Annotated in this window: 20 protein-coding genes; 11 read left to right on the top strand and 9 right to left on the bottom strand. The window is 70.4% G+C overall.

The window, feature by feature from the left end:
* The first annotated feature begins 25 nt into the window (after nt 1-25).
* Both QNO11_RS14410 and QNO11_RS14405 read left to right on the top strand, forming a co-directional pair.
* Complete coding sequence (locus QNO11_RS14410) at nt 26-1552, top strand: AMP-binding protein (protein WP_257507732.1); 1527 nt, start codon at nt 26-28, stop codon at nt 1550-1552.
* 1 nt (nt 1553) lies between these two features.
* Nucleotides 1554-2348 (top strand): SDR family NAD(P)-dependent oxidoreductase, encoded by a 795-nt coding sequence (locus tag QNO11_RS14405; protein ID WP_257507580.1) that lies wholly within the window; start codon nt 1554-1556, stop codon nt 2346-2348.
* 169 nt (nt 2349-2517) lie between these two features.
* Here the strand turns inward: QNO11_RS14405 and QNO11_RS14400 are convergent, their stop codons facing one another.
* The gene (locus tag QNO11_RS14400; RefSeq protein ID WP_257507581.1) at nt 2518-3720 is read right to left on the bottom strand and encodes a flavin reductase; all 1203 of its coding nucleotides are present in this window, start codon (nt 3718-3720) and stop codon (nt 2518-2520) included.
* Between the two features lie 71 nt (nt 3721-3791).
* On the opposite strand from QNO11_RS14400, the gene QNO11_RS14395 reads away from it, so the two are divergent.
* Nucleotides 3792-4298 carry a MaoC family dehydratase gene (locus QNO11_RS14395; RefSeq protein WP_257507582.1) on the top strand — a complete coding sequence of 169 codons (507 nt, stop codon included), beginning with the start codon at nt 3792-3794 and terminating at the stop codon, nt 4296-4298.
* A 156-nt stretch (nt 4299-4454) separates the two neighbouring features.
* Here the strand turns inward: QNO11_RS14395 and QNO11_RS14390 are convergent, their stop codons facing one another.
* The 5 genes from QNO11_RS14390 to QNO11_RS14370 are packed head-to-tail and all read right to left on the bottom strand — an operon-like array spanning nt 4455 to nt 10347.
* Nucleotides 4455-5891, bottom strand: coding sequence for a rhamnulokinase (locus QNO11_RS14390; protein WP_257507583.1), 1437 nt, complete (start codon nt 5889-5891; stop codon nt 4455-4457).
* Nucleotides 5888-7924: a bifunctional aldolase/short-chain dehydrogenase gene (locus QNO11_RS14385; protein ID WP_257507584.1), complete on the bottom strand. Its 2037-nt coding sequence runs from the start codon at nt 7922-7924 to the stop codon at nt 5888-5890. The genes QNO11_RS14390 and QNO11_RS14385 overlap by 4 nt, the downstream gene beginning before the upstream one ends.
* Nucleotides 7921-8799: an alpha/beta hydrolase fold domain-containing protein gene (locus tag QNO11_RS14380; protein WP_257507585.1), complete on the bottom strand. Its 879-nt coding sequence runs from the start codon at nt 8797-8799 to the stop codon at nt 7921-7923. The genes QNO11_RS14385 and QNO11_RS14380 overlap by 4 nt, the downstream gene beginning before the upstream one ends.
* 4 nt (nt 8800-8803) lie before the next feature.
* Complete coding sequence (gene rhaI, locus QNO11_RS14375; RefSeq protein ID WP_257507586.1) at nt 8804-9970, bottom strand: L-rhamnose isomerase; 1167 nt, start codon at nt 9968-9970, stop codon at nt 8804-8806.
* Nucleotides 9967-10347, bottom strand: coding sequence for an L-rhamnose mutarotase (locus QNO11_RS14370; RefSeq protein ID WP_257507587.1), 381 nt, complete (start codon nt 10345-10347; stop codon nt 9967-9969). Before QNO11_RS14370 ends, rhaI begins: the two co-directional genes overlap by 4 nt.
* Nucleotides 10348-10479: 132 nt before the next feature.
* Here QNO11_RS14370 and QNO11_RS14365 point away from each other — a divergent pair, with 132 nt between their 5' ends.
* The 4 genes from QNO11_RS14365 to QNO11_RS14350 all read left to right on the top strand — a co-directional run bounded on the left by QNO11_RS14365 (nt 10480) and on the right by QNO11_RS14350 (nt 14822).
* Nucleotides 10480-11490: a LacI family DNA-binding transcriptional regulator gene (locus QNO11_RS14365; protein WP_257507588.1), complete on the top strand. Its 1011-nt coding sequence runs from the start codon at nt 10480-10482 to the stop codon at nt 11488-11490.
* Nucleotides 11491-11531: 41 nt separating this feature from the next.
* Nucleotides 11532-12497 carry an aldo/keto reductase gene (locus QNO11_RS14360; RefSeq protein ID WP_257507589.1) on the top strand — a complete coding sequence of 322 codons (966 nt, stop codon included), beginning with the start codon at nt 11532-11534 and terminating at the stop codon, nt 12495-12497.
* On the top strand, nt 12494-13423 hold the full coding sequence (locus tag QNO11_RS14355; RefSeq protein ID WP_257507590.1) for an LLM class flavin-dependent oxidoreductase: 930 nt from the start codon (nt 12494-12496) through the stop codon (nt 13421-13423). The genes QNO11_RS14360 and QNO11_RS14355 overlap by 4 nt, the downstream gene beginning before the upstream one ends.
* Before the next feature lie 148 nt (nt 13424-13571).
* Nucleotides 13572-14822, top strand: coding sequence for a D-arabinono-1,4-lactone oxidase (locus QNO11_RS14350; protein WP_257507591.1), 1251 nt, complete (start codon nt 13572-13574; stop codon nt 14820-14822).
* Nucleotides 14823-14857: 35 nt separating this feature from the next.
* Here the strand turns inward: QNO11_RS14350 and QNO11_RS14345 are convergent, their stop codons facing one another.
* A complete protein-coding gene (locus QNO11_RS14345; RefSeq protein ID WP_374113784.1) occupies nt 14858-16204 on the bottom strand; it encodes an MFS transporter in 1347 nt (448 codons plus the stop codon).
* A 5-nt stretch (nt 16205-16209) separates the two neighbouring features.
* Nucleotides 16210-16662 carry a MarR family winged helix-turn-helix transcriptional regulator gene (locus QNO11_RS14340; protein ID WP_257507593.1) on the bottom strand — a complete coding sequence of 151 codons (453 nt, stop codon included), beginning with the start codon at nt 16660-16662 and terminating at the stop codon, nt 16210-16212.
* Between the two features lie 142 nt (nt 16663-16804).
* Between QNO11_RS14340 and QNO11_RS14335 the strand changes: the two genes are divergently transcribed.
* Both QNO11_RS14335 and QNO11_RS14325 read left to right on the top strand, forming a co-directional pair.
* A complete protein-coding gene (locus tag QNO11_RS14335; protein WP_306817077.1) occupies nt 16805-19714 on the top strand; it encodes a rhamnogalacturonan lyase family protein in 2910 nt (969 codons plus the stop codon).
* Nucleotides 19715-19788: 74 nt separating this feature from the next.
* Nucleotides 19789-20706, top strand: a complete 918-nt coding sequence (locus QNO11_RS14325) for an alpha/beta fold hydrolase (RefSeq protein ID WP_257507594.1) — start codon at nt 19789-19791, stop codon at nt 20704-20706.
* A 50-nt stretch (nt 20707-20756) separates the two neighbouring features.
* On the opposite strand, the gene QNO11_RS14320 is transcribed toward QNO11_RS14325, so the two are convergent.
* Nucleotides 20757-22250 carry a DEAD/DEAH box helicase gene (locus QNO11_RS14320; protein WP_257507595.1) on the bottom strand — a complete coding sequence of 498 codons (1494 nt, stop codon included), beginning with the start codon at nt 22248-22250 and terminating at the stop codon, nt 20757-20759.
* Nucleotides 22251-22440: 190 nt separating this feature from the next.
* Here QNO11_RS14320 and lplAB point away from each other — a divergent pair, with 190 nt between their 5' ends.
* On the top strand, nt 22441-23490 hold the full coding sequence (gene lplAB / locus QNO11_RS14315) for a lipoate-protein ligase LplAB (protein WP_257507596.1): 1050 nt from the start codon (nt 22441-22443) through the stop codon (nt 23488-23490).
* A complete protein-coding gene (locus QNO11_RS14310) occupies nt 23469-24437 on the top strand; it encodes a DNA-methyltransferase (protein WP_374113779.1) in 969 nt (322 codons plus the stop codon). The genes lplAB and QNO11_RS14310 overlap by 22 nt, the downstream gene beginning before the upstream one ends.
* Nucleotides 24438-24441: the final 4 nt, after the last annotated feature.

The raw sequence follows: 24441 nt of genomic DNA, 5'->3' as shown, positions 1-24441 counted from the left end.
CCGAGAGGCGAGAGCAGTGACGGCGATGGCGCGGTTCCTGTCGGCGCAGGCACACCACTACGCGGACGAGGAGATGATCCGCGTCGACGGAGCAGGTCGCACATACTCCCGCCTGCTGCAGGATGCACGGGCGCTGGCGGCGGGACTGGCGGGACTGGGAGTGGGCGCCGGCAGCCGCGTGGGCCTGCTTATGGACACCTCGCACCGGGCCATCGACGTGTGGTTCGCGCTATCCCTGCTGGGCGCTGTGGATGCACCGTTCAACTGCAATTACCGCGGTTCGCTGCTGTTGCACCTCGTCGAGGACAGTGACGTATCGATCATCGTGTGCGACGCGCGCTACGCCGCCGAGCTCGAGCGCGTCGCCGCGCAGGCGAGCCGACCGCTCACGATCGTGATCGACGGCGCCGCCGGTGCCGGCATCACCCGGCTTGACTCGCTCTATCTCGACCCGCCCGACCTCGACGCCTTCGACGGGGTGGGTGGCGAGGTCGTGCTTTACACCTCGGGGACGACGGGGCCCTCGAAGGGTGTTGTGCACAATCAGCGGGGCTGCATCCTGCTCGCGCAGTACGTCGCTGAGGTATGCGGCTACGGTCCCGGCGACCGTCTGCTGAACTTCTTCCCGCTGTATCACCAGAACGCCCGCTACACCGGGGTGCTTGCCGCGATCGCCGCCGGTGCTGCGATCGACTTGGAGAGCCGGTTCAGCAGTAGCGGATTCTGGCGCCTGTGCCGGGAGCGCGGGATCACGGCCTTCAACTACCTCGGCTCGGTGCTGACGATGATCCTGGCAGGTGCTGACCGGGATCCCGACGGTGCCGGCGCGCATTCCGTGCGCATCGGCTGGGGGGCCGGCGCGGCTGAGAGCGATCGTCGTGCGCTGCGGGAGCGATTCGGCGTCGAACTTGTCGAGGTCTACGGGCTCACGGAGGCGCCGATGGCCACGGTGAACCTCCCGGGGGCCGGGTGTCCCGCGGGATCGGCCGGGCGGGCGAGCGCTTTCTTCGACGTGCGCATCCTGGCGGACCACGGCCGGGCCGCCGCGGTGGGCGAGCCCGGTGACATTCAGCTGCGTCCCCGCATCGCCGACGTCTTCACGCGTGGTTACTACGGCAACGATCGCGCGACGGTGGCGGCCACGCGTGATCTCTGGTTCGACACGGGAGACCGGGGATACATGACCGCCGACGGTGATCTTTTCTTCGCCGAGCGCGCCAAGGATTCGCTGCGCCGGCGCGGAGAGAACATCTCCGCGTGGGAGGTCGAGAGCGTCCTCGTCTCGGACGCCCGAGTCGTCGAGGCAGCCGTCTATGGTGTGGAGGTCGACGGCGAGGAGGAGGTCATGGCGGCGTTGTTGCTTGATTCCGCTGAGCACGACCCCCGCCGCATCATCGCTGACGTCGCCGCGAACCTGCCCCGCTACGCCGTGCCGCGCTTTGTGCGCGTGGTCGCCGACATGCCGCGCACTCCCACGATGAAGGTGCAGAAGAACGAACTCAAGAAGGAGGGCGTCACCACCGACGCCCTCGACCTCGCATTGGAGAGATGACATGGACCTCGGACTCGACCAGCGCGTCGTGATCGTCACGGGCGCGAGCGCCGGGATCGGCCGCGCCAGCGCGGAGATCCTCGTACAGGAGGGGGCTCGCGTCGTCGCGGTCGCCCGCAGTGAAGAGCGGCTGGAGGCCTTCGCGACGACGCTGCGGCAGGCCGGCGGGCAGGTCCTCACCGTCGCCGCCGATGTGTCGGAGGAGGCATCGAGCGAGCGGATCCGCGATGCCGCACTCGAAGCGTTCGGCCACATCGACGGCGTGATCAACGCCGCCGGACTCTCGACCGGGGAGCATCTGCGCGCCTTCTCCGACGACTCGTGGTCGGAGGCATACCGCGTGAACACGCTCAGCGCGGTCCGGCTGTCGATGGCCTGCGCGCCCACGATGCAAGCGGCCGGCTGGGGGCGCATCATCACCATCGGGTCCACCGCAGGGCGGGACCCCGACCCGCGTTTCGCGTCGTACGGGGCAGCCAAAGCCGCCCTCATGCACGCCACCCGGGCGATGTCGCGGTCATACGCCAAGTACGGGATTACGGCCAATTGCGTCATGCCGGGGCTCACGCGCAGCGAGAGTGTCATTTCGGGCTACGCTTCGGCGGCCGAGCACATGGGCGTCTCCGCAGAGGATGTCGAGAAGCGGATGCTGCAGCTGCAGCCGATCGCGATGGGGCGCACGGGGGAGCCGGCAGAGGTCGCCCGCACCGTCGTGTTCCTGTGCTCAGAAGCGTCGAGCTGGACCACCGGGGTCGCCATCGCGGTCGACGGGGGAACCATCCGCGACCTGCCCTGAGCGGAAAGGTCCGCGGCGACGGCGACGGCGACGGTGGGGACGGGGCGGCAGGCCCCGTCCCCGCGCGATCGCCATGTCGGTGCCATCTGGGGTCACGGCATGTCGGCGGAGCAGGGCACGTGCATTACTTCGCAGACGGTCCTCACCGCCGCGCTGCAGTCCGGCTGGATCAGCGCGCAGGCGCGGGGCCGCGCGGAGGCCGACCGTTGAGCGCCTCGGTGACGCGGGCGCAGGCCGCCAGCAGCTCGTCGCGCAGTTCGTGGATGCGCTCCAGCGTCGCCCCGCGCGGAATGCCCGTCAGCGACAACTTGAGGACGACATCACCGTCGGGGCCGAAGACAGGGGCCATGACGGCTTGCACGCTTCCGGCGGTGTCCTCGGTGACATCGTCGGGCGTGCTGTGGCGCTCGAGGTGAGTGATCGCCTCAGTGACGTGCCGCACTAGCGAGGGGGTCTGGCCCACCTGCCCGATGCGGCCGATCGTCTGCCACAGATCGTCAAGGCGCTCGGAGGAGAACGCGGGTGTCCACCCGCTCTCCCGTACGGCCGCCAGCTCCTGATCCAGGGACATGCGGTCCTGCTCGGTGAGAGGCTCGACGCTGCGTGCGAACCACTGCTCGATCCGCTCCCGGCCCTCCCACGCGACGAAGACGCGGCCGGCCGGCGGAGCCAGCGGCATCGTCATGCCGATGCGGTGTGGCGAGGCAGTGCCGTCGGGCGACGCCGAGGCGACAAGGACGAAGGTGTCACCTGATGGTGCGAGAGCGAGCACCTCGACCCCCGTGCGATCGGCCAGTCGCTCCATCTCGTCACGGGCCCGGTCGGCGCGCACGAGGTGCTCGGTGAGGCCGGGCCGTGCACCGACCACGAGCGACCCCAGGGAGAATGCGCCATATCCACCCTGGAAGAACAACAAGGGAAGCGTGGGGTTCTCCACAGCGAGATCGGTCACCCGCCCGATGCAGATGTAATGGTCTCCCGCTTCGTGGAGCGTATCGGGGACGCAGTCGATCCACGCCACGACGCCGTCGAGGATCGGTGCTCCCGATGGGGCGGGCCGCCAGCTGACCGTGGCGAATTTATCAGCGCCTCGGGAGGCGAATGTGCGGCAGACGGGCTCTTGATCGGCTGCCAGCACGTTGACGCAGAAGGACACTGCGTCACGGATGCGGGGGAAGGTCGTGGAGGAACGATCTGGCAGGAATGCCACGAGTGGGGGGTCGAGCGAGACCGAGGTGAAGGATCCGACCGCCATCCCGACCGGTGTTCCGGCGGCGTCGATGGCGGTCACGACGCACACGCCGGTGGGGAAATGACCGAGCACGGTCCGGAAACTAGGTGCGTCTATAGGGCTGACCGCGTTGTCGCTCATGGTCTAATAGATTACACAGATAAAGCCCCCGAGGGTGAGGGTTAGATCGCCCCGATCACGAGGAGGACGCAATGAGCCAGACCCGGATCGTGCAGCGCGGACTTTACTTCGACGAGATGGAGGAAGGCGTCGTCTACGAGCATCGCCCCGGTCGAACTGTCAGTGAGGCGGACAATGTCCTTTTCACGACGCTGACCATGAACACCCAGGCGCTGCACCTGGATGCAGCGTGGTCAGCGGGCACTGAGTTCGGCGAGCGCCTGGTCAACAGCATGTTCACCCTGTCCACGATGGTGGGCCTGTCGGTGTCACAGCTGACAGCGGGAACGATCGTCGCGAATCTGGGCTTCTCTGACATTTCCTTCCCCGCCCCGGTCCGGCAGGGCGACACGCTTTACGCCGAGACCTTGATCGAGTCCAAGCGGAGATCGATCTCCCGCCCGGGTCAGGGGATCGTGCAGTTCCACCACACGGCCCGCAATCAGTGCGGCGTGGTGGTGGCGACGGCCCGCCGTCAAACACTGGTGCACGTCTCGCCCGCCGCGATGAAGGGTGAGGCGCCCGGCGTCGACGCGTGATCATCACAGCGCCAGGCGGCCGGCAACGCCACGCCACTGGCGAGTGAGTATTGCTGCTGCCGAGTGAGTATTGCTGCGGCCGAGTGAGTATTCACGTACTCACTCGAGGGCGCGAATACTCACTCGAGGGCAGGAATACTCACTCGGCAGCGGGGGTCAGGGGCGCGGGGTGTAGCGCGTCGGGGCGTGGGTGCGGGCCACGAGATCGCGCAGCGACTCGAGGGACCCCGACACCAGGCCGGCGGCGCGCGCCTGCACCAGGAGGTTCCCCAGCGCGGTCGCCTCGACGGGACCGGCCAGCACCTCGAGCCCGGCGCGGTCGGCGGTGCGCTGGCACAGCAGCCGGTTCAGGGACCCGCCGCCGACGATGTGGATCGTCTGCACGTCCACGCCGCCGATGCGCCCGGCGAGCCGGGCCGTGTCGGCGAACGCCTGCGCCAGCGACTCCACGATCGACCGGGTGTACTCGGCGCGCGAGCGGGGAGCAGCGACACCGTGCTCCGCGCACCACGCGTCGATGCGCGCGGGCATGTCGCCCGGCGGCATGAACCGCGGGTCGTCGACGTCGAACACCGGCACGGATGCCGCATCCACGTCGGCCGCCGAATCCAGCAGCGTCGGCAGGTCGATGCGGTGCCCTTCCCGCTCCCAGCCGCGCACCGCCTCGCTCAGCACCCACAGGCCCATCACGTTGTGCAGCAGCCGCACGCGGCCGTCCACGCCGCCCTCGTTGGTGAAGTTCGCATCGAGCGCCTCCGCCGTGAGCACGGGGCTCTCCACTTCCACGCCGACCAGGCCCCACGTCCCGCAGGAGATGTAGGCCGCCGACTCCGCCCGCATCGGCACCGCCACGACCGCCGAAGCGGTGTCGTGGGAGCCGACCGCCGTCACGCCCACCGACGCGGCGCCGAGCGATGCCGCCACCTCCGGCAGCAGCGCCCCGAGGCGCTCGCCCGGAGCGATGAGCTCCGGCAGGATGCCGCGGGGAAGGCCCAGCGCAGCGATCAGCTCGTCATCCCAGCCGCTGCCGCCACCGCGCAGCAGCCCCGTGGTCGAGGCGTTGGTCGACTCGGCACGGGCCTGGCCGGTGAGCCAGTACCCGATCAGGTCGGGCACCAGCAGCGCGGTGTCGGCGAAGTCCAAGAGCGCCGCCGGCTCCGCCGCCAGCTGGTACAGCGTGTTGAACGGCAGGAACTGCAGCCCGTTGCGCCGGTACAACTCAGCATGCGGCATCCGCTCGTGCACCGCCGCGACGCCCCGCTCGGTGCGGGTGTCGCGGTAGTGGAAGGGCGAACCCAGCAGCCGGCCGGCCCGCAGCAGTCCGTAGTCGACCGCCCACGAGTCCACGCCGATGCTCGCGATGTCCGGCGCCTGCCGGAACGCCTCCCGAAGACCGGTCAGCGCGGCGCCGTACAGCCCGAGCAGGTTCCAGTGCAGCCCATCGACGGTCACAACCGGGTCGTTGGGGAACCGGCCGACCGTGGTGGCCTCCAGCGTGTCGGGCCCGACGTGGCCGACGATGACCCGCCCGCTGGTGGCGCCGAGGTCGACCGCCGCAACGGCGCCGGACCCCATCGAGCCCGACCCGCTCATCGCAGGAAAGCGGCGGCGACGCCGGAGTCCACCGGGATGTGCAGGCCCGTGGTGCGGGTCAGCTCCGGTCCGGTGAGCACGTACACCGCGTCGGCGACGTTCTCGGGGACGACCTCGCGCTTGAGGATGGTGCGGTTGGCGTAGTACTGGCCGAGGTCCTCTTCCTTCACGCCGTACGTCGCGGCGCGGTTGGCGCCCCAGCCGGCGGCGAAGATGCCGGAGCCTCGCACGACGCCGTCGGGGTTGATGCCGTTGACCCGGATGCCGTGCTCGCCCAGTTCCACCGCCAGCAGGCGCACCTGGTGGGCCTGGTCGGCCTTGGTCGCCGAGTACGCGATGTTGTTGGGGCCGGCGAAGACGCTGTTCTTCGAGGAGATGTAGATGACGTCGCCGCCCATCTTCTGCGCGATGAGCGCCTTCGCGGCGGCCTTGGCGACGAGGAACGAGCCCTTCGCCATGACGTCGTGCTGCAGGTCCCAGTCCTTCTCGGTGGTCTCCAGCAGCGGCTTGGACAGCGACAGCCCGGCGTTGTTGACGACGAGGTCGATGCCGCCGAAGGCGAGCACGGTCGCGTCGATCGCGGCCTGCACGCCCGCGGCATCCGCCACGTTCGCCGCGACGCCGATCGCCACGTCGGTACAGCCGAGCTCGGCGGCGGCGGCCTGCGCCTTCTCGAGGTCGAGGTCGGCCACGACGACGCAGGCACCCTCGGCGGCCAGGCGGGTGGCGATGGCCTTGCCGATGCCGGAGGCCGCGCCGGTCACGAACGCGATGCGCCCCTGGTGGGTCTTGGGCTTGGGCATGCGCTGCAGCTTGGCCTCTTCCAGCGCCCAGTACTCGATGCGGAACTTCTCGGCATCCGAAATGGGGCTGTAGGTCGACAGCGACTCGGCGCCGCGCATGACGTTGATGGCGTTGACGTAGAACTCACCGGCCACCCGAGCGGTCTGCTTGTTCGCGCCGTAGCTGAACATGCCCACGCCCGGCACCAGCACGATGAGCGGGTCGGCGCCGCGGATCGCGGGGGAGTCCGCGTCGGCGTGCGCGTCGTAGTACGCCCGGTAATCGGCGCGGTATTCGGCGTGCAGTTCCTGCAGGCGCGCCAGCTGCTCGTCCACGGTCGCCGTGGCCGGCAGGTCGAGGATGAGCGGCTTGACCTTGGTGCGCAGGAAATGGTCGGGGCAGCTGGTGCCGAGCCCGGCCAGGTACGGCGCCTTCTCGGCGGCGAGGAAGTCCAGCACGGCGGCGCTGTCGGTGTAGTGGCCCACCATCGGCTTGTCGGTCGAGGCGATGCCGCGGATCGTCGGGGCCAGCGCTGCGGCACGGGCGTGACGCTCGGCCTCGGGGAGGGCGTCGAAGCCGGCGCGGATGCCGCCGAACGGGTCGGCCTTGCCGTGTTCGGCGATGTAGATCGCCGCCGTCTCGATGATCCACAGCGAGTTGCGCTCGGACTCCTCGGAGGTCTCGCCCCACGCGGTGATGCCGTGGCCGCCGAGGATGCAGCCGATGGCCTGCGGGTTCTGCGCCTTGATCTCGGCGATGTCCAGACCCAGTTGGAAGCCGGGGCGGCGCCAGGGCACCCACACGACCTTGTCGCCGAAGATGGTGGCGGTCAGCTCCTCGCCGTCGGCGGCGGTCGCGATCGCGATGCCGCTGTCGGGGTGCAGGTGATCCACGTGCGCGGCATCCACCAGTCCGTGCATCGCGGTGTCGATCGAGGGGGCGGCGCCGCCCTTGCCGTGCAGGCAGTAGTCGAACGCGGCGACCATTTCGTCTTCGCGCTCGACGCCGGGGTACACGTTCACGAGCGCCCGCATGCGATCAAGGCGCAGCACGGCCAGGCCTGCCTCGGTCAGGGTGCCGAGGTCGCCGCCGGAGCCCTTGACCCACAGCAGCTCGACCGGCTCCCCCGTCACGGGGTCGGTGTCGGTGCCCTTCGCGGACGTGTTGCCGCCGGCGTAGTTGGTGTTCTTCGGGTTCGCGCCCAGGCGGTTGCTGCGGGCGATCAGTTCGGCTGCTGCGGGGTTGGTCATGAGGGAGTTCCTTCGGTGGCGGGAGAAAGTGCAGAAAGTCGGGCGGCGATGCGCTTGATCGAGGCGGATGCTGCGGCCTCGTCGGGCCGGTTGAGGTGGCCGTGCTGGGTGCCGCGTTCGGTCACGGCCTCGATGGGGACGCCGGCTGCCGAGAGCGAGCGCGCGAACGCCTCGCCCGACATGCGCAGCTCGTCCGCCTCGCCGTTGATCATGAGCACGGACGGGAACCCCGCCAGCTGTGCGGCTGCCGCGGCGCCGGGGACCGCGTAGACGTCGGCGGCGTCCAGCGACCCACCCAGGTAGTTCTCGTACATGCGGCGGACGACGTCGGGACCGAACCGATCGGCGTCGGGGTCGGCGTCCAGCAGCGCCCGCAGGTCGGCATCCGGAGCATCCTGCACCGCGTGGAGCGTGGGGTACGCGAGCGCCACCAGCGCAGGAACCGGGCCGCCCTCGTGCACGAGGCGCAGCGCGGCGCCGGTGGCGAGGTTGGCGCCGGCGCTCGCCCCACCCAGCGCCCAGGGCCCGGCGACGAGGCCCGAACCGACGGCCCAGGTGAACGCGAAGCCGACCTCCTCGGAGGCGACCGGGTAGCGCAGGCGCTCGCGCGTGTTGCCCGCCGGGGGCATCGTCCATCCGGCCGGCACCGGGGCGAGGGCGTAGTCGACCGAGACCACCGCGATGCCGCGGTCGGCCAGCTGCCGGGCGACCCAGTCCGCCTCGGGCATGTCGAGGTCGCCGCCGGCGAATCCGCCGCCGTGGGCCCAGACCAGGCCCACGCGGGCGGGCTCCGCGGGGGCGTAGACGCGCACGCCGAACGGGCCGTGCGGACCGTCCAGCGTGCGGTCGTCGGCGGCGGCGAACGGCTCCGTCATCGGGTCAGGCTCCCCAGCCGGCCTGGGTCCCGCCGACGCGCTCGGCCTCGATCTTCTCCTGGTATCCGGAGGCGGCATACGCGGCCATCGGATCGGCGGGAAGCCCGCGCGACTCGCGCCATTCGGCCAGTGCGGGACGCACGTCGGTGTAGAAGGCATCCATGAACACCGCCTGCGCGCCGAGCACGTCGTTCGCCGTCTGCGCCGCGGCGAGCGCGTTGTGGTCGACCAGCAGTGCGCGAGCGGTCATCTCCTGCACATTGAGCACGGAGCGGATCTGACCGGGGATCTTCGCCTCGATGTTGTGGCACTGGTCGAGCATGAACGCCACGTCGGGGTTGTTCAGGCCGCCGCCGCGGATGACCTCGAACAGGATCCGGAACAGCTGGAACGGGTCGGCGGCGCCCACGATGAGGTCGTCGTCGGCGTAGAAGCGCGAGTTGAAGTCGAACGAGCCGAGCTTGCCCAGGCGCAGCAGCTGCATCACGATGAACTCGATGTTGGTGCCGGGCGCGTGGTGGCCGGTGTCCAGGCACACCATGGCGCGCTCGCCGAGGGCGGCGACCTGCACGTAGGACGTTCCCCAGTCGGGAACATCGGTGTGGTAGAACGACGGCTCGAAGAACTTGTACTCCAGCACGAGCCGCTGCTCGCCGGCCAGGCGGGCGTAGATCTGCTGCAGCGAGTCCTGCAGGCGGTCCTGACGGGAGCGCATGTCGGTCTGGCCGGGGTAGTTCGACCCCTCGGCGAGCCAGATCTTCAGGTCGCGGGAGCCGGTGGCATCCATCACGTCGACGCACTCGATGTGGTGGTCGATCGCCTTGCGGCGGATGGCCTCGTTCTCGTGCGTGAGGGCGCCGAACTTATAGTCCTCGTCCTGGAACGTGTTGGAGTTGATCGTGCCGAGCTTCACGCCCAGGTCCTCGGCGTGGCGACGCAGCACGCTGTAGTCCGAGACCTTGTCCCACGGGATGTGCAGTGCCACCGAGGGGGCAAGACCGGTGACGCGGTTGACCTCGGCGGCGTCGGCGATCTTCTCGAACGGGTCGCGCGGGGTTCCTTCGGTGGTCCACACGCGGAACCGGGTACCGGAGTTGCCGAACGCCCACGAGGGCAGTTCGATGCCCTGCTGGGCCAGGGCGGCCTGGATGTCGGGGGTGAGGATGCTCATCGGGTGCTCTCTGTCGTGTCGGTGGTCGCGACGGATGCGGCCAGTTGATCGTGGAGGTTGAAGATCTCGGTCAGCGGAGTGGATGCCTGGTCCGGCCGGCCCTGCAGGCCCACGAAGAACCGGGACATCTCGGCCTCCCAGCGCGCGGCGACGGGGGAGGCGGCGAGGTAGGCCTGAGCGGCGTCGTCGTTGTCGGTCTCGTAGTAACCGATCAGGCGGCCGCCGTCGCCCAGGAACAGCGAGTAGTTGCGCCGGCCGGAGGCGGCGATCTCTGCCAGCATCTCCGGCCAGACGGGGCTGTGGCGGCGGATGTACTCGTCGAGCAGTTCAGGCTCGATCTGCAGCTGGAAGCAGACGCGCTGTGGCTGTCTCGTCATTGAGGTTCCTGTTCCCGGGAGTGAATCGTTTCAAAAAGGGTAACTCATCCCTGTACCTCCGCGCAATCGGATAGCGTTTGCCCCAGCGCGTCGCCGCACTCGATAACCTGGGCGACGGACGAGGGGACGCGGATGGTCGTCAGTATCAGGGACGTCGCTGCGGCGGCCACGGTCTCTGTCGGCACGGTCTCCAACGTGCTGAACCGGCCGGAGAAGGTCGCGCCCGCCACCGTCGAACGCGTGCAGCGGGCCATCGAGCAGCTCGGCTTCGTTCGCAACGACGCGGCCCGCCAGCTGCGGGTCGGACGCAGTCGCAGTATCGGCCTGGTCGTCCTGGATGCGGGCAACCCGTTCTTCGCCGATGTCGCCCGCGGCGCCGAGGCGCGCGCCGACGAAGCGGACATGGCGGTGCTGCTGGGCAACGCCGACGAGGACGCTCCGCGCGAGGCGCGATATCTCGACCTCTTCCTCGAGCAGCGGGTCAACGGCGTGCTGATCACCCCGACCACCGACGACATCGGGCGGCTGACGCGGCTGCGGGATGCCGGTACGCCGGTGATCCTCGTCGACCGCGAGATGCCCGATTCGGGGTTCTGCTCGGTGTCGGTCGACGACGTCGAAGGCGGGTTTCTCGCGGCATCCCACCTGCTCGCCGGTGGCCGGCGGCGCCTGATGTTCCTGGGCGGGCCGCAGGCGCTGCGCCAGGTCGCCGATCGCCTCCAGGGCGCGCGGCGAGCCGTGGAGGCCGTCGCCGGCGCGACGCTGGAGGTCGTGGAGATGCCGGCCCTCACCGTGCTGCACGGCCGGGAGGCAGGGCTTGCCGTTCTCGAGCGCGGCATGACCGCGAGGCCCGACGCGATCTTCGCGGCGAACGACCTGCTGGCCGTCGGTGCGATCCAGGCGCTGTCGATCATGTCGGGCGTGCGCATCCCCGACGACATCGCGCTCATCGGCTACGACGACATCGACTTCGCGGCATCCACCGTCGTGCCGCTGAGTTCCATCCGTCAGCCGGCCAGCCTCATCGGCTACACCGCGGTGGATCTGCTGCTGGCGGAGCTGGCCGATCCGACAGCGGACCACGAGCGCAACGTGCGCTTCCAGCCCGAGCTGGTGGTGCGCGACTCCACCGAGAGCGCGTGAGCCGGCGGCTCGACGAGCACCATCAGGGAAGGCAGTGCACCATGCGACACACCGATCTCGGCGCGACGGGACTGACGGTGGGCGAACTCACCCTCGGCACCTCTGCGCTCGGCAAGCAGAGCCTGCCCGGCTCGCCCGAAGAGGCCGAGGCTGTCAGGGTCGCGGCGGCGTTCCTGACCGGCCCCATCCCGCTCATCGACACCTCCAACAACTACGGCGACGGCCGCTCCGAGACGGTGCTGGGGCTGGGGCTGGGGCTGGCGGCGGTGGGGTCTCGCGCGACCGCCCGCATCGCGACCAAGGTCGATCGCGATCCTGTGACCGGCGCGTTCGGCCGCGACCGGGTGCTGCGCTCCTACGAAGAGAGCCTGGCCCGGCTGGGGCTGGACCGGGTCGAGATCCTGCACTTCCACGATCCGTACAGCGTCACGTTCGCCGAGGCCACCGCACCCGGAGGCGCGGTGGACGCGCTGCGCGAACTGCGCGACTCCGGCGCCGTCGATGCGATCGGCATCGCCGCCGGTCCCATCCCGCTCATGACCGAGTACCTCGAAACCGGGCTGTTCGACGTCGTCCTCTCCCACAATCGCTACACCCTCGTCGACCGCAGCGCCGAGGCGCTGTTCACCGAGGCGCGTCGCCGGGGCATGGGCGTGTTCAACGCGGCACCGTTCGGGGCCGGCATCCTCGCCAAGGGCGCGAATTCCCGCGCGACCTACGGTTACGTCGATGCGCCGCCGGAGCTGGTCGCCTGGATCGCCCGCGCCGAGGAGGTGTGTGCCGACCACGGCGTGCCGCTGGCCGCGGCCGCGCTGCACTTCTCGCTGCGCTCGCCGCTGGTGGACTCCACGATCGTGGGGATCGCGTCCATCCCGCGGCTGGAACAGTTGCTCGCCCTCCACGCGGTGACGGTGCCCGACGCGCTCTGGGTCGCGCTGGACGGGCTGGGCGCCGCCCCCACGCCGCTGGCCGCGCAGGACGCGCAGGACGCCCGGGACGGGAGGTGACCCGCCCCGACATCGGGGTCATGCTGCCCCGCAACATCGCTCCGGCGCGCGTGCGCGAGTTCGCGCTTCGGGCAGAAGCCCTCGGGTTCGATGAGCTCTGGGTCGTGGAGGATCTCGGGTTCCGCGGCGGCATCGCGCAGGCCGGCGCCGTGTTGGCGTGGACCGAGCGCATCCGGGTGGGGCTGGGCATCCTGCCCGCCGGTGCCCGCAACGCGGCGTTCGGCGCGATGGAGCTGGCCACCCTCGCGCAGCTCTTTCCCGGCCGGCTGCACGCCGGCATCGGGCACGGGATGCCGGAGTGGATGCGGTCCGTCGGGGCGTGGACCGACCCGCCGCTGCGCACCCTCGACACGCATGTGACGACGCTGCGCACGCTGCTGCGCGGCGACGTGATCGCCGGCGGTGTGCGCCTGGACGCCTCCAGTGTCCCGGCCGACCCGCCGCCGCTGCTGCTGGGGGTGCGCGGGCCGCGTTCGCTCGCGCTGTCGGGGCGCATCGCCGATGGCACGGTGCTGGCGGAGCCGGTGACCCCGGAGTACGCCCGCGCCGCGGTGGAACGAATCGGTGTGGCATCCGGTCATCGGCTCGTCGCGTACAACGTCGGGTCCGTCGACGCGGATGCCGCTGCCGCGCTCGCCGCGGCCCGGCCCGCGCTGGCGTGGATCGGGGAGCCGGACTGGGCGCCGCACATCGACCCGCTGACGTTCGCGGCGGAGTTCCATGCCCTCCGGGCTCGCAGCGCGTCGCGCGAGGAGTTCGCGCAGGCGCTTCCCGACGAGTGGGTCGCGCAGCTGGCGCTGGCGGGCACGCCCGCGCAGGTGCGGGCGCGCATCGACGAGCTGGCAGCCGCCGGCGTGCACAGTTCGGTGTTCGCGCCGCTGGGCGATCCCGTCGCCGCGCTGGAGTCGCTCGCCGCCGTCCTCTGACCCCGCTGCCGAGTGAGTATTCGTCGCGTCGAGTGAGTATTCACCGCGAATACTCACTCGCGACCGCGAATACTCACTCGGCGGCACGAATACTCACTCGGCGGGTAGGTTGTGGGGACCGCGAAAACGCGGGGGAGAAGGGGCGAGGATGCCACGCAACTGGGCAGGGACCTACACCTACCGCGCGCCGCGGATCGAGGCCGCCGGGACCATCGATGACGTGCGGCGCCTCGTCGCCGCCGGCGGCCGCGTGCATGCGCTGGGCACGCGGCACTCCTTCACCGACCTCCCCGACACCGACGGCACGCTCATCGATGTCACCGGCATCGACCCGGCGTTCCACCTCGACGTCGAGGACCGCGCCGTCACCGTCGGCGCCGGCACCCGCTACGGCGAACTCGCGCTGTGGCTCGAGGAGCGCGGCTGGGCCCTGGGCAACCTCGGGTCGCTCCCGCACATCAACGTCGGCGGGGCCACCGCCACCGGCACCCACGGGTCGGGCGACCGCAACGGCGTGCTGTCGGCGGCGGTGCGGGCGCTGCGCTACGTCGGCGCCGACGGCGACCTGCACGAGGTGCGCCGCGGCGACCCCGACTTCCCCGCCCTCGCGGTGGGGCTGGGCGCGTTCGGCATCCTGGTGTCGCTGACCCTCGATGTGCAGCCGACGTTCCGGGTGCGGCAGGACATCTACACCGGCATCACGTGGGACGCCGCGCTCGCCGGGTACGACGAGCTCACCTCCGCCGGCTACAGCGTGTCGCTGTTCTCCCTGTGGGAGCCGGGCTCGATCGGTTACGCGTGGGTGAAGACGCGGTTGGATGCCGACGACGACCCCGTCCCTGACACCCTGCTCGACGGCGTGCGAGCCACCGGCGGCGAGTCACCGCTGAGCGAGGCGGACAACGTCACCGAGCTCGCCGGTGTCCCCGGCCCTTGGCTGCAGCGGTTGCCGCACTTCCGCCTCGACGCCGAGCCGTCGTTCGGCGACGAGATCCAGAGCGAGTACTTCGTCGACCGGGCGGATGCCGCGGCGGCGCTGACCGCGGTGCGGCAGCTGGGCGACGGCATCCGTCCGCACCTCATCGTCACCGAGCTTCGCACGGCCGCCGCCGATGAGCTGTGGCTCAGCCCGGCCTACCGCCGCGATGTCGCGATCATCCACTTCACCTGGCACAACCATCCCGACGGCGTCGCGGCGATGCTGCCGCCCATCGAGGCGGCCCTCGCGCCGTTTCACGCCCGCCCGCACTGGGGCAAGGCGCACCGGTTCGACCGCGCCGCGATGCAGCGCGTGCACCCGCGCCTGGCCGATGCGCGTGCGGTGTTCGAGCGGCTCGACCCCGATGGGCGCTTCGTCAACGACCACCTGGTGCGTGTCGGGGTGCGCGAGCCGCGCTGACGCGGATGCCGCGCGCGCTGCCCGCAGCCTCAGCCTCAGCCCGCGCGCTTGCGCACGCGCGGCGCCGCCTCGTCGTCGGGCAGGCGGATCGGCGTGGTCGCGGCGATCTCGTCGGAGAACGACTCCGGGGAAACGACCGACAGCGGCCGGGTCTCGCCGAGCGTGAGGTGGAACCGGCGCGACTCGGTGCGGGTGACCCGCCCGGACGCGAGCAGCCAGATCGCACCGATCAGGAACGCCGCGAAGGCCGCCACGGCTCCCAGCAGGATGGCGTTGCGCGGGCCGAATTCCGCAGCCACCCAGCCGACGATGGGGGCGCCGATGGGCGTGCCGCCCATCAGGATCGCCATGTACAGCGCCAGCACCCGACCGCGCAACGCGGGGTCGGTGGTGGTCTGCACGTAGCCGTTCGCGGTGGTCAGGGTCGTCACGACCGCGAACCCGGTGAGCATGAGCGTCAGGGCGTACAGCCAGTAGTTCGGCATGAACGCCGACACGGTCGCCGCGACGGCGAACAGCGCGGTGCCGCCGATGACGACGCGGATGCGGGCGCGGTCGCGGCGGGCGGCCAGCAGCGCGCCGATGAGCGAGCCGACAGCGAGGATCGAGCTGAGCAGGCCGTAGCCATCGGCTTCCTGCCCGAACTCCAGCGCCATCGTCGAGGCGAAGATCGGGAAGTTCATGCCGAACGCGCCGAGCAGGAACACCATCGCGAACGCGACCATGAGGTCGGGGCGCTTGCCGACGTAGCGGATGCCGTCGGCAAGCCGCGACGCCCCGGAGGCGTGCACGCGGGGGATCAGCTCACCGGTGCGGATCAGCAGCAGCGCCACGATCATCGCGATGAAGGTGACGGCGTTGACGAAGAACACCCAGCCGGTGCCGACCACCACGATCAGGACACCGGCGACGGCCGGACCGATCATGCGGGCCCCGTTGAAGGATGCCGCGTTGAGCGCGACCGCGTTGGAGGCGTTCTCCCGGGTGACCAGGTCGGATACGAACGCCTGACGGCTGGGGTTGTCGAAGGCGGCCACGACGCCCAGCAGCAGCGCGAAGGCGTACATCAGCGGCAGCGTCATGACGCCTGCCAGTAGCAGCGAACCGATGATCACGCCGATCACCAGGAGCGAACTCTGCGTGATCATGAGCAGCCGCCGCCGGTCGAACCGGTCGGCCACCCAGCCGGTGACCCCGACCAGCAGCAGCGGCGGGGCGAACTGCAGCGCCATCGTGACGCCCATCGCGCCGGCATCGTTGTTGGTCAGTTCGGTCAGCACGACCCAGCTCAGTGCCGTCGCCTGCATCCAGGCGCCGACGTTGGAGACGAGCGCGCCGATGAACCAGACGCGGTAGTTGAACACGGAGAAGGAGCGGAACATGGCGCTCATCGCGACGCCACCTCCCGCATGATGTCGGCGGCCTGCGCGAGCACGGCGCGCTCGGCGTCGGTCAGCGAGGCGAACGCCTGCTCGAGCCATGAGTCGCGGCGGCGGGTGGTCTCCTCGACGACGGCCCGTCCGGTCTCGGTCAGCGAGATGTTCACCTTGCGGCGGTCCTGCTCGTCGGGGGTGCGCACGATGTAGCCCGACTCCTCGAGGCAGTTCACGGTGCGGTTCATCGACGGCGCGGAGACCCGTTCCCGGTCGGCGAGTTCGCCGAGGGTGTGGTCGCCGTGCGTGGTGAGCGCGGCGAGCACGGCGAACTGGCCGTCGCTCATGGCATCCACCGCGCGCTGGGCGCGCAGGCGCCGGGCCAGGCGGAACGTGGCCATGCGCAGGTCGGAGGCCGAGGTCGAGAGGTCCGGCGAGGGGGAGGGGGAGGCGTGTGGCGAACTCATACAGGTCCTTAGCGTAGCTCATTAGTGTTGCTAAGCAAAATGGGGTCCGATGGGCGTTGACCCGGCGGTGTGCAGACCTCTAGGCTCGACCTGCGACTGGGGAAAGCGCATTCCAAGCAAATCCGATTCAAAGGTGAACCGCATGAGAACCCCTGTCCCATGGACCCGTTCGTCCACCCGGATGACCATCGCTGCCGCCGTCACGGCCGCTGCGCTGGTGCTTCCGGTCCACGCCGCCAGTGCCACCGGGGCGGATGCCGCGGCATCCGTCCCCACCTCCGGCCCCGGCACCTCATCCCCGCAACTGGAGAGGCTCGACCGCGGCGTCGTTGCCGTGAGCACCGCGTCGGGGGTGTTCGTCAGCTGGCGCCTGCTGCAGGGCGAGGCCTACGGCGCCGGTGACTCCGGCCTGGTCGGCACCGACTTCGTCGTCTATCGGGACGGTGCGAAGATCGCCACCGTCACCGACAGCACCAACTTCCTGGACGCTGCGGGATCCGCCGCCGCGACCTACCAGGTCGCCCCGGTGCTCGCCGGCCGCGAGGGCGAGCCGAGCCCGGCCACCGCGCCACTGGCCCAGGGACACCTCGACATCCCGCTGACCCGACCCGCTGACGGCGTCACACCCGCAGGGGAGGCCTACACATACGCCGCGAACGACGTGTCGGTGGGCGACGTGGACGGTGACGGGGCCTACGAGTACGTCGTCAAGTGGGACCCGTCCAACGCCAAGGACGTCTCGCAGGTCGGCTACACCGGACCGGTGTTCATCGACACCTACGAGCTGGACGGCACGCTGCTGAACCGCATCGAGTTGGGCGCCAACATCCGCGCCGGTGCGCACTACACGCAGTTCCTCGTCTACGACTTCGACGGCGACGGACGGTCGGAGACGATCCTCAAGACCGCGCCGGGGACGAGGTCGATCGGCTACGCCGCTGACGGTTCGGTCACGAACGAGGCCTACGTCACGATGCCGGCCGAAGACGTCGCAGCGGGCTACTCGCACGACGACGACTACCGCATGAGCGCCGCCGACTACGAGGAGCACCTCGTCGAGCTGTTCCTCGGCTGGTCCGAGCGCGAAGAGGTCATCTCCGGCCAGTGGCCGGCCACCCTCGAGCAGGCCTTCGGCACCGAGGTGACCCACGAGTACCCGTTGTCGCGGGAGTCCGCCGAAAAACTGGTCGACTACTTCATCGATGTCTACGCGCCGGGCAGGTCGGCCCGCAACGTGCTGCGCGCGTTCGAAGGCTTCATCCTGGACGGCCCCGAGTACCTCACCGTGTTCGACGGCGCCACCGGAGCGGAACTTCAGACGGTCCCCTACCAGCCCGGCCGCGGCGACGACGGCCTGCTGTGGGGCGACTACGCGATGAGCCGCATCGAACCGGGCAACCGCGTCGACCGGTTCCTCTCCGGCGTGGCCTACCTCGACGGCGAACGGCCGTCGGCGGTGTTCGCCCGCGGCTACTACACCCGCTCCACGATCGCCACCTACGACTGGAACGGCACCGCGCTCACGCAGCGATGGTTCGTCGACAGCGGCCACGTGCCGATGACGAACCCGTTCAACGACGGCCCGCACGGCCGCGACGGCACCGACCCGCAGTACGGCACCATCACGACGCAGGGCTTCCACAGCCTCAGCGCCGCCGATGTCGACGGCGACGGCAAGCAGGAGGTCGTGTACGGCTCGGCGACCCTCGACGACGACGGATCGCTGCTGTACTCGTCGTTCGATGTCATGCCCGAAGGAAGCGGCGCCCCCGGTGAGAACACCCGCCTCGGTCACGGCGACGCCATGCACGTCACCGACATCGACCCGGCGCGCCCGGGGCTCGAGATCTTCACCGTCCACGAGGGCGGCGCGTGGGCTCCCTACGGCACCGCGTTGCGCGACGCCGCCACCGGCGAGGTCATCTTCGGCGCCTACTCGGGCCGCGACACCGGCCGCGGCCTGATCGGCGACGTCCGCACCGACGTCCCCGGCATGGAGGTCTGGTCGAGCATGCCGGCGGGGACGGATGCCTCCGGCTTGCTGTCGGCGACCGGCGACGTGCTGGCATCCACCAACCCCGGCACCAACATGTCGATCCGGTGGGCAGGGGATCTCACCACTCAGATCGTCAACGGCGCCGAGGCGGTCACCCCGACGATCGACGACTGGACGCGCGGCACCCTCGTGACGGCATCCGACACCCGCACCAACAACGGCACCAAGGGCAACCCGTCACTGGTCGCCGACGTCCTCGGCGACTGGCGGGAAGAGCTGTTGGTGCGCACCGCAGACTCCAGCGCGCTGCGGCTGTTCGTGTCCACCGAGGTGACCGGCCACAAGCTGTACACGCTCATGCACGACCCGCAGTACCGGGCCGAGATCGCGCGGCAGCAGACGGCGTACAACCAGCCGGCCTACACCGGGTTCCACCTCGCCTCCGGCATGGACTTCGCCGGGGTACCGCTGCGGGCAGCCCCGCAGCCGGTCGCAGCCCCGGGTATCGCAGTCGGCACCGACGGCGTCACCGTGACGTGGGAGGCACCCGCTGAACCCGGCACGCACGACATCACCGGCTACGTCGTCACCCTCACCCCGGAGCGGGGCGAGCCGCTCGTGCAGGAGGTGGCAGCCGATGCCCGCAGCGCCCTGTTCACGCGCGTCGCACCGGGCAAGTGGACGGCGACCGTCGTCGCGGTCAGCGCCGCCGGCGCATCGGACCCGTCCGACCCCTCGGCCACCGCAGTGGTCAAGAAGGGCCAGGCGGTGCCGCTGGTGACCCGCGCCTATGCGCACTGCGTGGGGAACAAGGTCTTCGTCGGCGTGTTCGCGCTGAACGCAGGACCGCAGAAGGTCGACGTGCACATCTCGGTGCTCGATGCCGAGAAGCACAAGACCCTCAAGCGCCTGGGCGTCGTCACCGAGCTGCACAACACCGGTGAGCGGTCGATCCCGGCCGGCACCGCGACCGTCACGGCATCCACGGTCTCAGGCGGCGTCAGCTACACCTCGACGTACGAGGTGGCCTACCCCGCGGCGGCCTGCCGCCGCTGAGGCTCGTCGCACACCGAAGGCCCCGCTTCGTGCGGGGCCTTCCGTGTGCGTGAGGCGACCCTAGAATCATCGGCATGCCCGAGTTCATCGACGCACACGGCATCGCGATCGTGTACGACGTACACCCCGCCCGCACCGAACCCCGCGCCGCCGTGCAACTGCTGCACGGCGTCGGCGAGCATGCCGGCCGTTACGGCGCCCTGATCGCGGCTCTGACCGACGCCGGCTACATCGTCTATGCCGACGATCACCGCGGGCACGGGCGCACCGGCATCCGCCAGCACAACGGCGATGTCAGCAAGCTCGGGCGGCTCGGCAAAGGCGGGCTGCGGGCCGCGCAGGCGGCCGTGTGGCAGTTGACCCAGATCATCCACGAGGACAATCCCGCGCTGCCGCTGGTGCTGCTGGGGCATTCCTGGGGGTCGTTCCTGGCGCAGATGCTCGTCGATGAGCACCCCGAAGCGTATGACGCGGTCGTGCTGTCGGGGTCAGCGCTGCGCTGGCCGGGATCGCTGAACGCCGGCAACCTCAACGCGCCGTGGCACTCGCCCGGTGCGCTGGGTACCGAGTGGCTGTCGTCGGATGCCGCCGTCTGCCAGGCCTTCATCGACGATCCGCTGACGACGACCGTTCCCCTGGCGAAGCTGTTCGGAGTGATCGACGGGCTGCGGCTGTTCGGCCGGCCGCGGCGCGGGCTCGGCGTCGATATGCCCGTGCTGCTGCAGGTCGGGCGGGACGACACGGTCGGCGGGCCGCGCAGCGTGCACCGCCTGGCCGATGCCTACCGGCGCCGTTGCGGCTTCACGGACGTGACCACCCTGGTCTACCCCGAGGCCCGGCACGAGATCTTCAACGAGGTGGCGCAGGCCGACGTGCGAGGCGACCTGCTCACCTGGCTCGCCGCCCGCTTCCCCGCGGCATCCGCCGGCCCCGTCCCCGCCGCCTCCCTCGACCGTGAAACAGCAACTGGCGGCCGAGACAGCGGTAAATAACCACCGTCTCGGCCGCCAGATGCGGTCTCAGCGTTTTGGGGCGTGAGGGGTCAGCCGTTGGCGCGGCGTGAGCCGCGACCGCGACCTGTGCCGGCGGTGGCGCGGATGTCCGCGACCGTGCTGCCGGTGGTCGGGCGCGAGGCGCGCTGCGCAGGACGAGCGGATGCCGGGGCGCCGGCCGCACGAGGTGCGCCCTGACCCGACCCCTGACCGTCACGGCCACGTCCGCCACCGCCACGGCGGGCACCGCCGCCACCGGCGCCGGAACGCTCGGGGCGCTCCGACCGACCGCCGCCGCGCTGGCCGCCACCGCCACCGCCGCCGCCGCGCTGGGCGGGGGCCTCGGGTGCGGGGGTGACGTGATCGGCGGGCTCGCCGACGAGAACGGACACTTCGGAGCCGTGCGGCGTGACGGCCTCGAGCGCGGCGGCCACCTGGGCCTTGCGCAGCAGGTCCTTCACTTCGCTGCGCTGGGCGTGCAGGGCCACCGTCACGACGACGCCCTCGGCGCCGGCGCGGGCGGTGCGGCCCGAGCGGTGCAGGTACGCCTTGTGCTCCATGGGCGGGTCGACGTGCACGACGAGTTCGACGTCGTCCACGTGCACGCCGCGGGCTGCGACGTCGGTGGCGACCAGGACGCGGACGCCGCCCTTGGACAGCTCCGCGCCGAATGAGGCGAGGTTGCGGTCACGAGCACCCTGCGACAGGTTGCCGTGCAGGTCGACCGCCGGGATGCCCGACGCGGTCAGCTGCTTGGCGAGCTTCTTTGCCTGGTGCTTGGTGCGGGTGAAGAGGATGCGGCGGCCACGGCCGGACGCGAGGTGACGCACCAGAGCGGTCTTGTCGTCGGTGCCGTGCACCACGAACACGCGGTGGGTCATGACGCCCTGCGGCACGCTGGACTCGTCGACCTCGTGACGCACCTCGTCGCGCAGGAACTTGCGCACCAGGCCGTCGACGCCGCGGTCCAGCGTCGCGCTGAACAGCAGACGCTGACCACCGGCGGGCGTGGCGGCGAGGATGCGGGTGACACCGGGCAGGAAGCCCAGGTCGGCCATGTGGTCGGCCTCGTCCAGCACGGCGATCTCCACGGCGGAGAGGTCGACGACCTTCTGCTTCATGAGGTCCTCGAGGCGGCCGGGGCAGGCCACGACGATGTCGACGCCGCGACCGAGCGCCTGCTCCTGCGGGCGCTGGCTGACGCCACCGAAGATCGTGGTGACGGTCAGGCCCACGGCGTTTGCCAGCGGTGCGATGACCGCGGCGATCTGCGTGGCGAGCTCGCGGGTCGGGGCCAGCACCAGGCCGCGGGGGCGACCGGGGCGACGGCCCGACGCTGCGGCGCCGGAGAGGCGGGCGACCATGGGAAGGGCGAAGGCGATGGTCTTGCCGCTGCCGGTGCGGCCGCGGCCGAGCACGTCACGCCCGGCGAGGGAGTCGGGGAGGGTGTCGCGCTGAATGGCGAACGCCTCGGTCTTGCCTTCGGCGGCAAGCACCTGGGCGAGTTTCTCGGGCACGCCGAGGGACAGGAAAGAAGAAGACATGGAAGTGCTTTCGGGCAGGGCGCACGGAGAAGTCGTGAAGGTCTCGGGTGCGGTATGGCGACGGCGCGGATTCGCGCTTCGGTTCGCCGTTCGAAAAGATGCCGCGACCTGGATCGGGGAGTCGTGACGACGACGTAGCGGCACGTGGCCGCTTCCCCCAGTCTATCAGCGGGGCCCGTAGGGTTGACGCATGCACGGTGAGTACAAGGTTCCAGGCGGCAAACTCGTCGTCGTCGATCTCGAAGTCGACGAGGGGCTGATCACCGACTTCCGCCTCGCGGGGGACTTCTTCCTCGAGCCCGATGACGCTTTGGCCGACATAAACGCCGCCGTTACGGGGCTTCCCGTCGAGGCCGACGTGGCCACGATCGCGGCGGCCGTGCGCTCGGCACTTCCCGCCGGCGCGCAGTTACTGGGATTCACCCCCGAATCGGTCGGCACCGCCGTGCGGCGGGCGCTGGTGACCGCACCCGGCTGGCGCGACTTCGAGTGGGAGATCGTGCACGACCGGCCGCTGTCGCCGCACATGAACCTGGCCCTGGACGAGGTCCTCACCGCCCGGGTGGGCGACGGCCGCCGCAAGCCCACCATGCGCATCTGGACGTGGGACTCGTCCGCCGTCGTGATCGGCTCGTTCCAGTCGTACCGCAACGAGGTCGACCCCGAGGGGGCCGCCAAGCACGGCTTCGAGGTCGTGCGTCGCATCTCCGGCGGCGGGGCCATGCTGATCTCCGCGGAGTGGATCATCACGTACTCGCTGTACGTGCCGGCATCCCTCGTCGCCGGCATGACCTTCGCGGATTCGTACGCGTTCCTCGACGACTGGGCCCTGCAGGCGCTGCGGTCGCTGGGCATCGACGCCACCTACAAGCCGCTCAACGACATCTCCTCCCCCCAGGGCAAGATCGGCGGGGCGGCGCAGAAGCGCCTCGCCAACGGTGGGGTGCTGCACCACGCGAGCCTCAGCTACGACATGGACGGGCAGGTGCTGACCGAGGTGCTGCGCATCGGCCGCGAGAAGCTCAGCGACAAGGGCACCGCCTCTGCCGCCAAGCGTGTCGATCCGCTGCGCAGCCAGACCGGCCTGCCGCGGGAGGAGATCATCGAGCGGTTCAAGACCACCTTCGCCAACCTGTACGGCGCGACCGAGGGGCAGATCACCGAGGACGAGTACGCCGAAGCCGAGGCCCTCGTGCAGTCCAAGTTCGCCACCGACGCGTGGCTGCACCGGGTTCCGTGATCGGCGCAGGCGAGCAACCAGGCCGCGTCGACATCCACCACGGCGACAACCTCTCCGTCGCGCGGACCCTCGACGACGGCTCCTTCACCCTCATCTACCTCGACCCGCCGTTCAACACCGGCCGCACGCAGAAGCGTGCCGTCGAATCCGCCGTCAGAATTCAGCCGGAGAGCGACGAACCGGCCGAAAACGGGGGATCTGCGCCGCTGAGGCTGAATTCCGACGCCGATCCGGTGAAGACCGGATTCCGCGGTCGCGAATACTCGCGCCTGCGCGGCGACCTCAGCCGCTACGACGACCGGTTCGAGAACTACTGGGACTTCCTCGAGCCCCGCCTCGCCGAAGCGTGGCGTCTGCTCGCCGACGACGGCACGCTGTACCTGCACCTGGATTACCGCGAGGCCCACTACGCCAAGGTGCTGCTGGACGCCCTCGTCGGACGGGACCGGTTCCTCAACGAGCTGATCTGGGCCTACGACTACGGCGCCAAGAGCCGCAGCCGCTGGCCCACCAAGCACGACACGATCCTCGTGTACGTCAAGGATCCGCGCGGCTACCACTTCGACTCCACCGCCGTGGACCGCGAGCCCTACATGGCCCCCGGGCTGGTGACCCCCGAGAAGGCGGCACGCGGCAAGCTCCCCACCGACGTGTGGTGGCACACCATCGTGCCGACCTCGGGACGGGAGAAGACCGGCTACCCGACGCAGAAGCCCGAGGGCATCCTGCGGCGCATCGTGCAGGCCTCCAGCCGCCCCGGCGACCGGGTGCTGGATCTCTTCGCCGGCAGCGGCACCACCGGCGCAGTCGCGTCTGCACTCGGCCGCGACGCGGTGCTGGTGGACGCCAACACCGAGGCCATCGAGATCATGCGCACGCGGATGCCGCACGCCACGATCCACCGCACTGAAACGTTGCAGCCAGGGCCCGTGGAATCCGTAGGCTGACCGC

Source organism: Microbacterium sp. zg-B96 (genome assembly GCF_030246865.1).
Classification (GTDB): Bacteria; Actinomycetota; Actinomycetes; order Actinomycetales; family Microbacteriaceae; genus Microbacterium.
This window is presented reverse-complemented; position numbering and strand designations above follow the sequence as displayed.

Bases quoted from the DNA above. Each gene is read 5' to 3' on its own strand.
- QNO11_RS14410 (WP_257507732.1), top strand. From the start codon at position 26: ATGGCGCGGTTCCTGTCGGCGCAGGCACACCACTACGCGGACGAGGAG.
- QNO11_RS14405 (WP_257507580.1), top strand. From the start codon at position 1,554: ATGGACCTCGGACTCGACCAGCGCGTCGTGATCGTCACGGGCGCGAGC.
- QNO11_RS14400 (WP_257507581.1), bottom strand. From the start codon at position 3,720: ATGAGCGACAACGCGGTCAGCCCTATAGACGCACCTAGTTTCCGGACC.
- QNO11_RS14395 (WP_257507582.1), top strand. From the start codon at position 3,792: ATGAGCCAGACCCGGATCGTGCAGCGCGGACTTTACTTCGACGAGATG.
- QNO11_RS14390 (WP_257507583.1), bottom strand. From the start codon at position 5,891: ATGAGCGGGTCGGGCTCGATGGGGTCCGGCGCCGTTGCGGCGGTCGAC.
- QNO11_RS14385 (WP_257507584.1), bottom strand. From the start codon at position 7,924: ATGACCAACCCCGCAGCAGCCGAACTGATCGCCCGCAGCAACCGCCTG.
- QNO11_RS14380 (WP_257507585.1), bottom strand. From the start codon at position 8,799: ATGACGGAGCCGTTCGCCGCCGCCGACGACCGCACGCTGGACGGTCCG.
- rhaI (WP_257507586.1), bottom strand. From the start codon at position 9,970: ATGAGCATCCTCACCCCCGACATCCAGGCCGCCCTGGCCCAGCAGGGC.
- QNO11_RS14370 (WP_257507587.1), bottom strand. From the start codon at position 10,347: ATGACGAGACAGCCACAGCGCGTCTGCTTCCAGCTGCAGATCGAGCCT.
- QNO11_RS14365 (WP_257507588.1), top strand. From the start codon at position 10,480: ATGGTCGTCAGTATCAGGGACGTCGCTGCGGCGGCCACGGTCTCTGTC.
- QNO11_RS14360 (WP_257507589.1), top strand. From the start codon at position 11,532: ATGCGACACACCGATCTCGGCGCGACGGGACTGACGGTGGGCGAACTC.
- QNO11_RS14350 (WP_257507591.1), top strand. From the start codon at position 13,572: ATGCCACGCAACTGGGCAGGGACCTACACCTACCGCGCGCCGCGGATC.
- QNO11_RS14345 (WP_374113784.1), bottom strand. From the start codon at position 16,204: ATGTTCCGCTCCTTCTCCGTGTTCAACTACCGCGTCTGGTTCATCGGC.
- QNO11_RS14340 (WP_257507593.1), bottom strand. From the start codon at position 16,662: ATGAGTTCGCCACACGCCTCCCCCTCCCCCTCGCCGGACCTCTCGACC.
- QNO11_RS14335 (WP_306817077.1), top strand. From the start codon at position 16,805: ATGAGAACCCCTGTCCCATGGACCCGTTCGTCCACCCGGATGACCATC.
- QNO11_RS14325 (WP_257507594.1), top strand. From the start codon at position 19,789: ATGCCCGAGTTCATCGACGCACACGGCATCGCGATCGTGTACGACGTA.
- QNO11_RS14320 (WP_257507595.1), bottom strand. From the start codon at position 22,250: ATGTCTTCTTCTTTCCTGTCCCTCGGCGTGCCCGAGAAACTCGCCCAG.
- lplAB (WP_257507596.1), top strand. From the start codon at position 22,441: ATGCACGGTGAGTACAAGGTTCCAGGCGGCAAACTCGTCGTCGTCGAT.